The sequence below is a fragment of the Aquimarina sp. AWH4_224 genome (assembly GCF_056160245.1).
In genome coordinates this window covers 316,637-331,409 of record NZ_JBSWWU010000005.1, presented here as the reverse complement: position 1 = coordinate 331,409, position 14,773 = coordinate 316,637, and the positions used below count along the sequence as shown (strand labels likewise).

General features: G+C 35.7%; 15 protein-coding genes. All 15 read left to right on the top strand.

All coding sequences use genetic code 11. The annotated features are described in order from the left end of the window. The first annotated feature begins 54 nt into the window (after positions 1-54). The 15 genes from ligA to ACXAGJ_RS12325 all read left to right on the top strand — a co-directional run bounded on the left by ligA (position 55) and on the right by ACXAGJ_RS12325 (position 14,771). Positions 55-2,049 (top strand): NAD-dependent DNA ligase LigA, encoded by a 1,995-nt coding sequence (ligA, locus tag ACXAGJ_RS12395; protein ID WP_474840286.1) that lies wholly within the window; start codon positions 55-57, stop codon positions 2,047-2,049. Further along, positions 2,046-2,738, top strand: a complete 693-nt coding sequence (locus ACXAGJ_RS12390; protein WP_474840284.1) for a lysoplasmalogenase family protein — start codon at positions 2,046-2,048, stop codon at positions 2,736-2,738. The genes ligA and ACXAGJ_RS12390 overlap by 4 nt, the downstream gene beginning before the upstream one ends. 310 nt (positions 2,739-3,048) lie before the next feature. Next, entirely contained in the window at positions 3,049-3,552 is a 504-nt protein-coding gene (locus ACXAGJ_RS12385; RefSeq protein WP_474840282.1) for a hypothetical protein, read from the top strand. Positions 3,553-3,566: 14 nt separating this feature from the next. Then, positions 3,567-4,262: a hypothetical protein gene (locus tag ACXAGJ_RS12380; RefSeq protein WP_474840280.1), complete on the top strand. Its 696-nt coding sequence runs from the start codon at positions 3,567-3,569 to the stop codon at positions 4,260-4,262. A 219-nt stretch (positions 4,263-4,481) separates the two neighbouring features. Further along, on the top strand, positions 4,482-5,021 hold the full coding sequence (locus ACXAGJ_RS12375) for a hypothetical protein (RefSeq protein ID WP_474840278.1): 540 nt from the start codon (positions 4,482-4,484) through the stop codon (positions 5,019-5,021). A 98-nt stretch (positions 5,022-5,119) separates the two neighbouring features. Continuing rightward, complete coding sequence (locus ACXAGJ_RS12370; RefSeq protein ID WP_474840276.1) at positions 5,120-5,641, top strand: DUF6913 domain-containing protein; 522 nt, start codon at positions 5,120-5,122, stop codon at positions 5,639-5,641. After that, entirely contained in the window at positions 5,638-6,513 is an 876-nt protein-coding gene (gene dapA / locus ACXAGJ_RS12365; RefSeq protein WP_474840274.1) for a 4-hydroxy-tetrahydrodipicolinate synthase, read from the top strand. The genes ACXAGJ_RS12370 and dapA overlap by 4 nt, the downstream gene beginning before the upstream one ends. 9 nt (positions 6,514-6,522) lie before the next feature. Next, on the top strand, positions 6,523-7,449 hold the full coding sequence (locus tag ACXAGJ_RS12360; protein ID WP_474840272.1) for an ion channel: 927 nt from the start codon (positions 6,523-6,525) through the stop codon (positions 7,447-7,449). Between the two features lie 222 nt (positions 7,450-7,671). After that, the gene (locus ACXAGJ_RS12355) at positions 7,672-8,463 is read left to right on the top strand and encodes an outer membrane protein assembly factor BamD (RefSeq protein ID WP_474840270.1); all 792 of its coding nucleotides are present in this window, start codon (positions 7,672-7,674) and stop codon (positions 8,461-8,463) included. A 14-nt stretch (positions 8,464-8,477) separates the two neighbouring features. Beyond that, a complete protein-coding gene (locus ACXAGJ_RS12350) occupies positions 8,478-8,810 on the top strand; it encodes a DNA-directed RNA polymerase subunit omega (RefSeq protein WP_073316263.1) in 333 nt (110 codons plus the stop codon). 4 nt (positions 8,811-8,814) lie between these two features. Then, positions 8,815-10,047 (top strand): bifunctional phosphopantothenoylcysteine decarboxylase/phosphopantothenate--cysteine ligase CoaBC, encoded by a 1,233-nt coding sequence (gene coaBC, locus ACXAGJ_RS12345; RefSeq protein WP_474840268.1) that lies wholly within the window; start codon positions 8,815-8,817, stop codon positions 10,045-10,047. A gap of 81 nt (positions 10,048-10,128) precedes the next feature. Continuing rightward, on the top strand, positions 10,129-11,016 hold the full coding sequence (gene porD, locus ACXAGJ_RS12340; RefSeq protein ID WP_073316265.1) for a type IX secretion system protein PorD: 888 nt from the start codon (positions 10,129-10,131) through the stop codon (positions 11,014-11,016). 117 nt (positions 11,017-11,133) lie between these two features. Beyond that, on the top strand, positions 11,134-12,789 hold the full coding sequence (gene recN, locus ACXAGJ_RS12335; RefSeq protein WP_474840265.1) for a DNA repair protein RecN: 1,656 nt from the start codon (positions 11,134-11,136) through the stop codon (positions 12,787-12,789). A gap of 82 nt (positions 12,790-12,871) precedes the next feature. After that, positions 12,872-13,690 (top strand): SDR family oxidoreductase, encoded by an 819-nt coding sequence (locus ACXAGJ_RS12330; RefSeq protein WP_473281157.1) that lies wholly within the window; start codon positions 12,872-12,874, stop codon positions 13,688-13,690. A 76-nt stretch (positions 13,691-13,766) separates the two neighbouring features. Further along, positions 13,767-14,771, top strand: a complete 1,005-nt coding sequence (locus tag ACXAGJ_RS12325) for a glycosyltransferase family 2 protein (RefSeq protein ID WP_474840262.1) — start codon at positions 13,767-13,769, stop codon at positions 14,769-14,771. Positions 14,772-14,773: the final 2 nt, after the last annotated feature.

The following is a 14,773-nucleotide window of genomic DNA, read 5'->3' as shown; positions in this document are numbered from 1 at the left end:
AAAAACGCAATTAATAATCAAAGTTTGCAATAGCAAACAAGGTGTTTAATAGAAATGAATACAGAAGAACAAATTAATCAATTAAGGGAAGAACTACGTCAACATAATCACAATTACTACATTTTGGATGCACCTACCATCAGTGATTATGAATTTGATATGAAATTAAAAGAGCTTCAAGCTTTAGAAGATAAACACCCAGAATATTACGATGCTAATTCTCCCACCTTAAGAGTAGGCGGAGGGGTTACCAAGAATTTTGAAACCGTGGTTCATGAAGAGCGGATGTATTCCTTGGATAACTCCTATTCTAAAGAGGATTTGTTGGATTGGGAAAAGCGGATCAAAAAAATCGTTGATGGAGAAGTAAATTATACTTGCGAACTTAAATACGATGGAGCTTCTATTAACCTCACCTACGAAAATGGAGCGCTAGTTAGTGCAGTGACCAGAGGAGATGGTATACAAGGGGATAACGTAACCACCAATGTAAAGACTATAAAATCTGTTCCGCTTAAGTTAAAAGGGGATTATCCGCCAAAATTTAACATCCGTGGAGAGATTGTGTTGCCTTATGATGGTTTTGCAAAGATGAATCAAGAAAGAATTGCGGCTGGAGAAGAGCCTTATGCTAACCCTCGTAATACGGCTTCAGGAAGTTTAAAACTTCAGGATAGTAGTGAGGTGGCAAAACGTCCTTTGGATTGTTTACTGTATAGTATCAAAGGAGATCGATTGGGGATTAAAACGCAATTCGAAAATTTGGACAAAGCAAGACAATGGGGATTTAAAGTTCCTGTAGAGTCAAAGTTGGTAAAAAATATCGATGAGGTACTGGAGTTTGTGAATTACTGGGATGAGCATCGTCATGATTTACCCTATGAGACGGATGGAGTGGTGATCAAAGTAAACGATTTACAGCAACAGGATGAACTTGGATTTACGGCCAAAGCACCCAGGTGGGCAATGGCTTATAAATTTAAGGCAGAGCAGGTTGCTACTGTGTTAAATGAGATTACGTATCAGGTAGGGAGAACTGGGGCTATAACACCAGTAGCAAACCTCGATCCGGTTTTGTTGGCGGGGACTACCGTAAAAAGAGCTTCCTTGCATAATGCAGATCAAATTGAAAAGCTGGATATTCGAGAAGGAGATACTGTTTTTGTAGAGAAAGGAGGAGAAATCATTCCTAAAATTGTTGGGGTAGATTTTCAGAAAAGAAGTCAGGATTCTCAACCCACTCAATATATAACGCATTGCCCCGAGTGTAATACCGAGTTGATTAGAAAAGAAGGAGAAGCACAGCACTACTGTCCTAATGATAAAGGGTGTCCTCCGCAGATTATTGGTCGTATCCAACATTACATCTCTAGAAAAGCCATGGATATTGAAGGTCTGGGTGGAGAAACAGTGGCATTGTTGGTGAATGAAGGACTGATTACCAATTACGCGGATCTTTACGATTTAAGGAAAGAACAGGTTATTCCTTTAGAAAGAATGGCTGAGAAAAGTGCCGAAAACCTGGTAAGTGGGATAGAAAAGTCCAAAGAAATTCCTTTTGAACGGGTATTGTTTGCTTTGGGAATACGATATGTAGGAGAAACCGTGGCAAAAAAGTTGGTTAAGCATTATAAAACCATAGATGCTATTGTGAATGCTACCGAGGAAGAATTGGTGAATGTAGATGAAATTGGTATTAAAATAGCACAAAGTGTTAAAGAGTTTTTTGCTTCAGAAGAGAATAGAATCTTGGTAAAACGCCTTGAAGAATATGGGGTTCAATTAGAGATGTCGGCAGAAAAGCTGGCAAATCAAACGGATACACTTAGTGGACAAACTTTTGTAGTGTCTGGTGTTTTTGAAAAAGTGTCTCGAAATGAGCTTAAAAAATTGATAGAAGATAATGGAGGCAAGGTTTCAAGTTCTATATCTTCCAAAACATCCTATGTTGTTGCGGGAGCTAATATGGGGCCAAGTAAACTCGAAAAAGCAAACAAATTAGAAGTGCCTATAATAAGTGAGGACGATTTTCTTGATATGGTTAAATGAAAATAAGAACGCTGATTAAAATATTGCTTTTAATTGCAGGGGCACTTTGTGTTCTTAGCACAGCGTTTCAGTGGCCAATGATAGAATTGTATGCAAAACCGACAACGGTTCCTCTTTTTTTTATGTTATACTGGTTTCAGGTAAAAAAAGTAGATGGACTTTTTTTGGTGATATTGTTCTTGTGCTTTTTGGGGGATATCTTTCTGCTTATTGATGTGCAGAGCAGTTTTATGTTTGTGCTACTAAGTTATACCATTTGCTATCTCATCTTATTTTACTATTTGTACAAAAACTTTAAACCTATTGACTATGGGGTTACAGATATCATATATTTGATTGTTTTCTTTGTAGCGTGGACATTTATTGTATACGAGATTTATGATGTGACCGAAAAAGAAATGGGAGAAATAAGGCCGTACGGAGTGGGATATATTATTATACTTTATCTACTACTTATCGGTGCTGTTTTTCAATATGCTAATGTGAGATCTTCAAAATCTTTATGGTTTTTGATAGCGGTTTTGAATTTTGTGATTAGCGATTCTTGTTTTGCGCTTAATAAATTTTATATTCCTTCTATAGAATTTGAAATTATAAATTCTATATACCAGTTGTTGGCGGTATTCTTCTTGGTGCAGTTCAAAATATCGAGTCCAACACCATTAAAGTTAAAGGATATCCAGGGCTAAATTTCTGAAAGTCATTTATTTGTTAAATTTTAGTATATTGTTAATTCATTTCTCACAATATATTAATGGGCCGTACTTGTGATATAAAGCTATAAGCTTTGGGTGCAAAAAAAGTTTAATGGATGGCAAAAAAATACTAAAGTTTTTAATTTCTTTTTTGATCATTATACAGGTGTTGACTTTTGTGTTTAAAATTGAACTTTTATACACAATTTCAAAAATCACACTTTCTATATCCATCCCTATTTTTTATTGTATCAGAACGGTAAGAATTAAAATATATCATCTGTCTGTAATAATGTTATTTGCTATGGGAGATTTGATTGTTTTAACAGGTTTCAAAAATACCATACGATACGATATGGTTATTCATATCGTGGGTTATGTGCTATTATTTTACTTCTTGTACTATAACCATAGGTCTTTTGAGTATAACAGTCGAGATGTTTTTACACTAGTACTAGGCAGCTTGTTATATACGGTGATTTTTGTTTTGACATATACTGTGCTTAAAACTCCAATGGGCGATATGAATGTATTGGGCTTTTTGTTGTTGTTATTGTTGTATGCGTTGTTGATTGTGGCTGCAATGCATTATATCAATACAAGATCAGAAAAGTCGCTTTGGTTTTTCCTGGCGATTTTAAACTTTGCGTTTAGTGATTTTATGTTATTGCTTAATACTTTTTATGTGCAATCGTATGAGTTGCAAGTTTTGATGTTGTTGTGTGCTCCAATGGCCTGGGTCTTTTTGGTGAATTATATGGTTACTAAGCCTCTGAAATTAAAAGTAGAAGAATTTGATGCGTATTAAAAAGAATTGATTTTTTGAAAACAGAAAAATTAGCATATCAGTCATTTTACATCACTAGCTTTGCTTTTGTAGTAATTTCTATTTTTGCGCAACATCTGTCCGTTTTCTTTAAGCCTCCGGTAATTCTTACTTTGTGTTTTATTTATCTAATCAAGTCCCAGGATAAGAAGATTTTAGTGCTATTGGCAATGTTGGTCATTTTGATTGCAGAGGTACTCACCATGAAGGATTTTATAGGCTATTTTAGATTGTTGAATGTATTACTCTCGGTATACTATCTACTGAATATCATTTTGCTTTGGGAGAGTCTGAAAAAAATAAAGATCAAACGGAATAAAGTGTTTACAGTACAACTCCTGATCACAATGGGATTGATTACCTATGTGCTATCTTCGGTGGCAGGGTTAATATTGCCAAGTGTGCGAGAAGATCGAGTATTTCTATTCGTTCTTATTTTGTTTTTTGCCTCCTTTGTTGGGATTTGTTACTATATCTATTTAAATAGTAAAACTGTCATTAGTTCTTCGCTAATGGTGGCAGCTTCGTGTTTTTTGATTGTAAATATTATAACCGCCTTGTATAAGCTGTATGTGTTTCTAGAAGTCTTTGTAATTATTGCAAATTTATTGCAGGTGTTTGGACAGTTTTTTCTTATCAAATTCTTTATAGAACAACAGGAATTAACACCAAATGGTGAAGATTTTTTTTAAAAATTAGTATCGATTTAAATGCTCTAAGTATCTTTAGTTACCATTTGAGAGTCTTTGAAAAGTGCTAACATTACATATGCGTTATTTTACATTTCCTTTTTGACAGTTCTTGCAGTTGCTGTTTTTTTGGAAAAGAAATATCTTTTATATGTAAAACCTTTCGCTACAATTTCCTTGATTATACTGTATCTGGATCACGCGAAAACTAAAAATGTTTTTGTGATTATAAGTTTGTTGGTGATTATAGCGACCGACACATTTACCTACATTGATTTTGAAGGATATTTTGAAAGAATAGCATCGTTGATAACAGTTTTTTATTCTTTTTGCGTTTTGGCATTACGAGGGTATCTCTCAGAAGAAGAGGTGAACCCGGCAAAGTTGGTTTCTGTACCTGTGATTATTAGTGCTATTCTGATTTCATATCTCATATATACTATTACCGAGATGGTGTTCCCTAAAATAGAGGATTCGATAGTTTTTGTGGTAATGATTGTGATTAGTTTGGTAACGTTTTTTTTGATCTGCTTTTTTATCTATGTGGCCGATAGATTCGAAAAGTCAATATTTCTTTTTGTAGCAGGATGTTGTACGATGTTTGTCGATGCGCTTTTGGCGGTAAATGAATTGTATTATTATACTACGGTTTTTACGGTGCTGATCAACTTTGCTGAAATACTGGGGCTTTACTTTTTTATACGTTTTTTTATACAAGCAAAGCCCAAAGATATGCAGTCTTTGACTAAAGAATACTTTTGAAGATGCTGATTTACAGGCTTTTTCTTTTTCTTGAGAAAGACTGGATGATTTTAAACTGTAAAATAGCTACATTTGTGGCTTCTTAATCTTTTGGATAAATGATTTTAAAGGGTCTTAAAAGGAATGCAATAAAGAAGAATATTGAATCTCATATCGAGAAAAGAAATTCTTCTTCACCAAGTATTTCCAGTCTTAATACTCTTGCTATTCTTATAGATGCAACAGAACCCGTGAACGTCGTGACTTTGGTTAAACTAGCTAACGAACTTGGGGTGAAATCTGAAAACTTAAAAGTAATTGGCTATAAGGAGGATAAAGATATTATTGATGAAAAAGGAGCGTCATATTATAACGACAAAAGTTTTGGGATGAATGGTTTGATCAAAAACCAAATGTTACAGGACTTTATCCGTAAGGATTTTGATGTTTTGATTAGTTTTTATACCGAAGATAAGATAGAATTACAATACGTGGCTGCTGCTTCCAAGGCAAAACTGAAAGTAGGCTTTGCAGAAGTGGATCACAGAATAAATGATCTGATAATAGGGTCGACTATGAACAATGCAAATCTTTTTATAGTCGAACTAAAAAAGTATTTAAAAATATTACAAGTAATATGAGTAGTTTTCTGAGAGGAACAGGTGTAGCCTTGGCAACACCATTTAATGCAGATGGTACGATAGATTTTGAAGGAGTTACAGCTTTAGTGAATTTTTGTATTGAAGGAGGTATAGATTACTTAGTGGTTTTGGGAACCACTGCAGAATCGGTAACTCTATCCAAAGAAGAGAAGAAAGAGTTGGTAGCGCATATTGTTTCTGTAAATAATAAAAAACTTCCTTTGGTTTTAGGAATAGGAGGGAACAATACAAGAGCTATTTTGGATGAAATAGCACAAACAGATCTATCAAATTTTGCAGCAGTACTCTCTGTAGTGCCTATGTATAATAAACCTACTCAAGAAGGGATATACCAACATTATTTGGCAATCAATAATGCAAGTCCTATTGCTGTATTGTTGTATAATGTTCCTTCTCGTACAGGAACGAATATGACCGCAGAAACTACATTGCGATTAGCGCAATTGGATAAAATAATTGGGATCAAAGAAGCAGTTGGAGATTTTACACAAGTGCTAAGCATATTAAAAGACAGACCAAAAGACTTTTTGGTGATATCGGGAGATGATACTCTGGCTTTACCTTTGGTTGCTGCTGGTGGTGATGGAGTTATTAGTGTTATTGGGCAAGGTTTTCCTGAAGAATTTTCTAAAATGATACGTTTAGGGTTAGAAGGAAGCACAGAACAAGCGTTTCAGATTTTGTATCAATTGTTGCCGGTGATCGATTATGCTTTTGAAGAAGGAAACCCTGCTGGGATCAAAAACATTCTAAAAGTAAAAGGAGTGTGTAAAGATCATGTTCGTTTGCCTTTGGTTGCTGCTTCTTCGGCTTTAGAGGGTAAAATTGAAAATTTTATTGAGAACCTGTAGTGTATAAAGATGGCTAAGAAAATAAAAGATCCTGGAATCGGAAGGTCTTCTAACCAAAATGCAAGGCGTTTCATCAATCCTGATGGTTCTTTTAACATTAAGCACATCAACCGACCGAATTCGGTTTCTGAAAGTTATGATTACCTGATCAATATTACCTGGACCAAGTTCTTTATGTGGGTGTTGTTAGGGTATGCTCTTATCAACATAGTTTTTGCTCTGATCTATACACTTTTAGGGATTTCTAGTATTACCGAGCCTTCAGGTAGTTTTTTTCGTGATTTTTTAAATGCTTTCTTTTTTTCAGCGCAAACGGTTACTACCGTAGGATATGGGGCTATGGCGCCCAAGGGATTACTTTTTGGGATTATTTCTTCTTTTGAAGCTTTAGTCGGTTTATTGAGTTTCTCTTTTGTTACCGGACTATTGTATGGGCGATTTTCTAAACCAAGAGCTAACATTCAGTTTAGTAAAAATATGGTGCTCAGAAAACATAATGGAGAAGATTGCATTATGTTTAGACTAATGAGTCGTAGCGTAAATGTGATGATTAGACCGAGAATAGAAGCTACATTGTCGTTGTCATTAAAAAACAAGGATGGCAAATTTGTCAACAGTTTTTATAACCTGAAATTAGAACGTAATTCAATTACCTATCTTCCTACGACCTGGACCGTAGTGCATCCTATCAAAGATACCAGTCCTTTGTTTGAATTTGATAGTGATAAAATAAAAAAGCTAAATGGAGAGGTTCTGATTCTGGTAAGTTATTATGATGAATCTTTTTCTCAAGAGGTACATCAGGTGCATTCTTATGTGCTTAAAAATTTAAAAATGAGAGAACGATTTGTTCCTGCTTTTTATTATGATGACGATGGGTACACGGTCTTGGATCACGATAAGTTGAACAAGACAATGCCTGCAAACGAGGACTAGTTTTTACAAATTTCTTATTTCCTTATCGTTTTCTGCAACAAAAGAGATAGCGTATAGTTATTAAATTGAGTATGCGTAGTAAGATGATTAGCTATCTGGAAGCTGTTTTTTGATAAGATCTATCAAGCCCAGCAGAGCTAAGGATGCATCGTGATGATTTGATTGTTTAAAGTTTTTGTAATACGGCAGAAATATCTATTTTTGCCAGATGTTTTTTTACCTATGAAAAGATTACTGTATTTATTAATTTTTATTTTATTCTTAGGCTCTTGTAGCGAGTACCAAAAGGTAGTAAGAGAAGATGATGTGGCTGCCAAGTATAAAATGGCAGAGGAGCTTTATAAAGAGGGTAGATACAAAAAGGCATTGCGACTTTTTGAGCAAATCGTTCCTCAATACAGAGGGAAGCCTCAGGCAGAAAGAATAATGTATTATTATGCCGATACTTACTATCAGTTAGAAGATTATTATTTGTCGGGCTATCAATTCGATAGATTTACAAAATCATACCCTAGAAGTGATAAAAAGGAAGAGGCAGCTTTTAAAGGAGCTCGCAGTTATTATTTTTTATCTCCTAGGTCTAGTTTGGATCAGGAAGAAACTACGCAAGCTATAGAAAAGCTTCAAACGTATATTAATGCATATCCGGAGAGCGAAAACTTGAAAGAAGCTAACGCAATGGTGGCAGAGCTTAGAGAGAAGAAGGAGAAGAAAGCATACGAAATTGCAAAACAATACCATCATAGAAGAGACTACAAAGTTGCTATTTCAGCTTTTGATAACTACCTTGTGGATTATCCTGGATCGATTTTTAGAGAAAAGGTATTGTATTATAAATTAGAATCAGAGTATCTTTTGGCGATCGGAAGTTATGAGAGTTTAGTAAAAGAGCGCCTGGAAACGGCTCAAGGTTTTTATAGTAACTACAAAAAATACTATAAAGAAGGAGAGTATACCCAAAAAGCAGAAGAAATTGCTGAAGATATTAAAGTGAGATTAGAACAAATTAACTAGAAAACACGTAGAAGATGGATTTGAAAAAAAGTAATGCGCCGGTAAATACGACTACTATCGATAAAAATTTAGTAGATCAACCTACAAATAATATTTATGAGGCGATTTCTATAATTTCTAAAAGAGCTACACAGATTAATACTGATATTAAAAAAGAGCTGTTAGAAAAGTTAGATGAATTTGCTACCTACAATGATAGTCTAGAAGAAATCTTTGAAAATAAGGAGCAAATTGAAGTGTCTAAATTCTATGAAAGATTACCTAAACCACATGCGTTAGCAGTGCAAGAATGGTTGGAGGGTAGAATCTACCATAGAAACACAAAGACAGACTCAGAATCACTATAAGTCTATGTCAATTTTAAGCGGTAAAAAGGTTTTATTAGGAATTACCGCTGGTATTGCTGCTTACAAAACAGCTTCTTTGGTACGCTTATTTATCAAAGCAGGTGCAGAAGTGCAAGTGGTGATGACACCAGCGGCCAAGGATTTTGTAACTCCGCTTACCTTATCCACATTATCCAAAAATCCAGTTCATTCCTCTTTTTTTGATGAAGAAGATGAGAACGCGGTTTGGAATAATCATGTGGACTTAGGGCTGTGGGCTGATTTCATGATAGTAGCCCCGGCAACGGCTAATACGCTTTCAAAAATGGCTAGTGGGAATAGCGATAATTTGCTATTGGCTACCTATTTGTCGGCAAAATGTCCGGTGTACTTTGCTCCGGCTATGGACTTGGATATGTACAAGCATCCATCTACTCACGAAACTTTTGATAAACTGATATCTTTTGGTAATGTTATGATCCCTGCAGAGGCGGGAGAACTAGCAAGTGGTTTGGTGGGACAAGGTAGAATGGCAGAGCCAGAACATATTATAGATTTCTTAAAAAAAGACCTATTGAGTAAATTACCTTTGAAAGGAGAGAAAGTATTAATTACTGCCGGTCCAACGTACGAAGCCATTGACCCTGTTCGATTTATCGGAAATCATTCTAGCGGTAAAATGGGAATAGAGTTAGCGCTAGCTGCTGCTAATCTTGGAGCCCAGGTGAATTTAGTTTTGGGACCATCTTCCCTAAAAATAGATCATGGCTTGGTCAATGTTATTAATGTGGTAAGTGCAGAAGATATGTATCAGGCTGTCGTGTCATTGTATGATAGTTGTACTATAGCTATAGCTTCGGCAGCAGTTGCAGATTATAGACCCAAACAAGTAGCTTCACAGAAAATCAAAAAGTCAGATTCCGAATTTTCAATAGAACTGGAACGCACCAAAGACATCCTAAAATGGATGGGTGAGCAGAAGAAGCTTCAGTTTTTGGTTGGATTTGCATTGGAGACCGAAAACGAAGAAGAAAACGCGAAAAACAAACTCATCAAGAAAAATCTGGATTTGATTGTTTTGAACTCACTTAATGATAAAGGGGCAGGTTTTAAGGGAGCTACAAATAAAGTAACCTTGATCAATCATAAATTTGAAAGTAAAGCGTTTGAACTAAAAACGAAAGCTGAGGTTGCCAAAGATATTTTTGATGAAATTGATCAAATGAAGCGTGTGGCAGATTTGGCTACCAACGGATAGCGTTGTATAGTTATTCGTTATTTTTTAGGCGAGGGGGCAAATGCACATAAATCGAATACTCAAAAATTTAAACTCGAAAAAATGAACAGAATCTTTCTTATTGTACTTCTTGTATTTGGATGTAATGTTTATGCTCAAGAGTTTAATGCAACGGTTGTGGTAAATGCAGAGCAAACCGGAAACCCTAACTTACAAGTGTTTAAAACCTTGGAGCGGTCGTTAACTGAGTTTATTAATAATACCGTTTGGACCAATATAGATTACCGTACCGAGGAGCGAATTGATTGTAGTTTTTTTATCACCGTAGTTGGGTTTGATAATGATGCGTTTACAGCAACGCTACAAGTACAAGCTTCTAGACCTGTTTATGGTTCTAATTACAGTACAACTATTTTGAATGTAAATGACCGACAGTTCAATTTTAATTATCTAGAGTTTCAGCCTCTAAATTACAATCCCAATAATTTCGAATCGAATCTCATTTCCGTTGTATCCTTTTATTTATATATGATTCTAGGGGTTGATGCAGATAGTTTTGCGCTCAATAGTGGTACCGATTTTTATCAAGAAGCCAAAAATATAGTAGGTAATGCACAAAGTAGTAATGCTTTGGGGTGGAATCCTGCGGATGGACTACAGTCAAGATTTAGGTTTAATGATGATCTATTGTCTGGAACCTTTGATGGATATCGTGAAACGATGTACACCTATCATCGCGAAGGTTTGGATCAAATGCACAATAATGTAAAACAAGGGAAACAAACCATTCTAAAAGCAATGAAATCCCTGGAGAAATTGCATAGTGTCCGTCCAAACTCTTTTATAATGAGGGTATTTTTTGATTCAAAGGCAGGAGAAATTTCTAGCATACTTTCTGGAGGACCTTCTGTAAACATAGCCGAGACAGTAGGGATCTTGAATAAGATAGCACCAACCTATGCAGATAATTGGAAAGATATCAAATTTTAAAAAACTTTGGCTGTTGAAAAGCAGGTGAAAAAGTTTTATTTTTTCATTGATAATCGCACATAATCTTCTGAAATCTATAGTATATTTACAAGCTAGAACGACTAAATATTTTATCCTTTGCTTGGAGCTCTTTCTATAAAAAATTTCGCGTTAATAGAACAATTACAGGTTTCCTTTGATGCTGGTTTGATTACTATTACTGGAGAAACCGGGGCCGGTAAATCTCTCTTGTTGGGAGCCTTGGGGTTGTTGCTGGGTAAAAGAGCAGATTTAAATAGCGTAAAAGACAATTCTCAAAAATGTGTTATTGAGGGAGTTTTTAGGATTGCAAAGTATGATCTGGAAGCATTCTTTGATGAACAGGAACTGGATTATGAAGAAGAGACCATCATTAGAAGAGAAATCCTTCCTTCAGGTAAATCCAGAGCTTTTATTAATGATACTCCGGTTACCTTACAGGCATTATCCGGTTTGGGAGCTAGGTTGATCGATATCCATAGTCAACATCAAACTTTGGAGGTAACCACCAATGATTTTCAGTTCGAGGTACTCGATGCATTGGCACAAGTAGATCGTGAAGTGAAATCCTATCAAAGGGGGTTGAAGTTATTGAAAGAAAAGCAAAAAAAAGTTGATCTCCTGATAGCCAGTAAAGATAGTTTTACCAAAGAATATGAGTATAATTCGTTTCTGTTAAAAGAATTAGATGAGACTAAATTAAAGCCTGGCGAGTTGCAAGAGTTAGAAGAAATGCATGACCGCCTCAATAATATAGAGGAAATTCAGGAGCGACTTTCTGGTGCGATCGCAATTATAACTTCAGAAGAAGTTGGGGTTGGAGATCAGTTGAACACCATAAAAGGAAATCTCTCTAAAATAGCTTCGTATTCTGGTTCTTTGCATGACCTGTCAGAGAGGATCCAGAGTTTGTATATAGAGTTAGATGATGTTCAGGAATCTTTGCTTAACGAATTAGAAAAATTAGAAGCAGATCCAGAACAGCTGGAGAAAGCGAGTCAGCGATTGCAGTTACTTCACAACCTTCAGACAAAACATAATGTAGCCAGTGTTGAAGAATTGGTGATCATACAGGGGGAACTTCAGCAGAAAGTGTCTCAAACAGAATCGCTTTCAGGAGATATTGAAGCACTTCAAAATGAAATTGACACCATAAAAGATCAATTGGACGAAGTTGCAAAAAAGATTCATGAAAAGAGAAATAAAGCTTTACCAGGATTAATTGAAGAGTTGGAAGAAATACTAAACGCTTTAGGAATGCCTAATGCGAGTTTTAAAACATCTTTGACATTACAGGATGCTTACTTCTCTAACGGTAAAGAAAATCTGGAATTTCTATTTTGTGCTAACAAAGGAGGAAGCTATGGAGAGCTCAAAAAAGTAGCTTCAGGAGGAGAATTATCGAGGATAATGCTGGCAATAAAAGCAATTCTTTCTAGGTATGCACAACTACCTACGATCATTTTTGATGAGATAGATACGGGAGTATCCGGAGAGATTGCACACAAAATGGCAGATTTGATGCTGAATATGAGTGAGAATTTGCAAGTATTTAGTATCACGCATTTGCCTCAGATAGCGGCCAATGGACAAAGCCAGTACAAGGTGTTTAAGCAAGATATCAATGATACAACGGTTACGCAACTCAAATTATTAAATCAGGAAGAACGAATTACTGAAATTGCTGAAATGATCGGAGGGAAGAGTATTTCGGAGTCTGCGCTATCGCATGCCAAATCTTTGCTGCTTAATTGAGCTAAAATTACACGGAAATAGTATCAGTTTGGGCTGTTTTGTTATCTTTACAGCTTGTATAACGATCTTTAATTTACAACTAATGTCACACAATTTATTAAAAGGCAAAAGAGGAATTATTTTTGGAGCACTTGATGAGAGTTCAATTGCTTGGAAAACAGCCGAAAAAGTTTTTGAACAAGGAGGGAGTTTTGTGTTAACTAATGCTCCGGTAGCTATGAGAATGGGAGCAATCAATACCCTTGCAGAGAAAACAAATGCTCAGGTAATACCTGCAGATGCTACATCTATTGAAGATCTTGAGAATCTTGTAGAAAAATCGATGGAGATTTTAGGCGGTAAGCTGGATTTTGTATTGCATTCTATAGGAATGTCTGTCAATGTTCGAAAAGGTCGTCATTATACAGATTTGAATTACAGTTTTAGTGAAAAAGGATGGGATGTGTCGGCACTATCTTTCCACAAAACCATGCAGACTTTGTACAAAAAGGATGCAATGAACGAGTGGGGAAGTATTGTGGCGTTAACCTATATGGCTGCGCAACGTGTGTTCCCTGATTATAATGATATGGCGGATAACAAAGCGTATTTAGAATCTATAGGGCGTAGTTTTGGATATTTCTTCGGAAGAGATAAAAAAGTACGTGTGAATACGATTTCACAATCTCCTACACCTACCACAGCAGGAAAAGGAGTAAAAGGTTTTGATGGCTTTATTGAATATGCCGATAAAATGTCTCCTCTTGGAAATGCGACAGCAGACGAGTGTGCGGACTATACGATAACTTTGTTTTCGGATTTAACCAAAAAAGTTACACTACAAAACTTATATCACGATGGTGGATTCTCAAATATGGGAGTTAGTCAAATGGTGATGGATAAGTTTGTAGAAGAACAATAAATACTGATAAATAATGTAATAATAAAATCCCATTACCTGAGAGTAGATGGGATTTTTCTTTGATACATCTCGCTTTATGCAATTTGATTTTTCTTTTATTATACCAGTATATAATCGACCCAATGAGATTGATGAGCTTTTGGAAAGCATGTTGGCCATGCAGTATTCCAAGCCTTATGAAATCGTTATTGTAGAAGATGGTTCTTCGGATACGGCGGAACGGGTAATAGAAGGATATAGTGATAAGTTAAAGATAAGCTATTATCAGAAAGAAAATACAGGTCCTGGTGACTCTCGTAACTACGGAATGCGAAAAGCAAAGGGGAATTACTTTATTATTTTGGATAGCGACGTGTTAATACCACCGGATTATCTGGAAAAAGTAGATGCATTTTTATCAAAGAACTTTGTGCATTGTTTTGGAGGACCAGACGATGCTCATCAAAGCTTTACAGATCTGCAAAAGGCGATAAGTTATAGTATGACCTCTTACCTGACTACAGGAGGAATTCGAGGGCGAAAAAAAGTAGTAGGCAAATTTCAGCCGCGTAGTTTTAATATGGGGTTGTCTAAGGAAGCTTTTGAGGCTTCCAAGGGTTTTGGTAATATTCATCCGGGAGAAGACCCTGATTTAACGATACGACTTTGGAATTTGGGGTATGATACTGCTTTGATACCGGATGCGAAGGTGTTTCATAAACGAAGAATCTCTTGGAAAAAGTTTTACATACAGGTGAATAAATTTGGATTAGTACGCCCAATTCTTAATAAATGGCATCCAGAGACGGCAAAAATCACCTATTGGTTTCCTACCTTATTTCTGTGTTTTATTGCGTTCTCCTTGGTAACTGCATTATTTGGATGGTGGTATTTCCTTGGATTGTTAGGGCTGTATTTTGTGTTTATATTTTTTGGAGCTATCGTTGCTTACAAAAAACTTTCTATTGCATTGAAGGCGATTCTGGCGGTTTTGATACAATTTTATGGGTACGGAAAAGGATTCCTGAAATCTTATTATTATATTCATCTACTCAATAGGGTCCCACAAAAGCAATTTAAGAAGTTGTTTTTTGAAAAGTAATA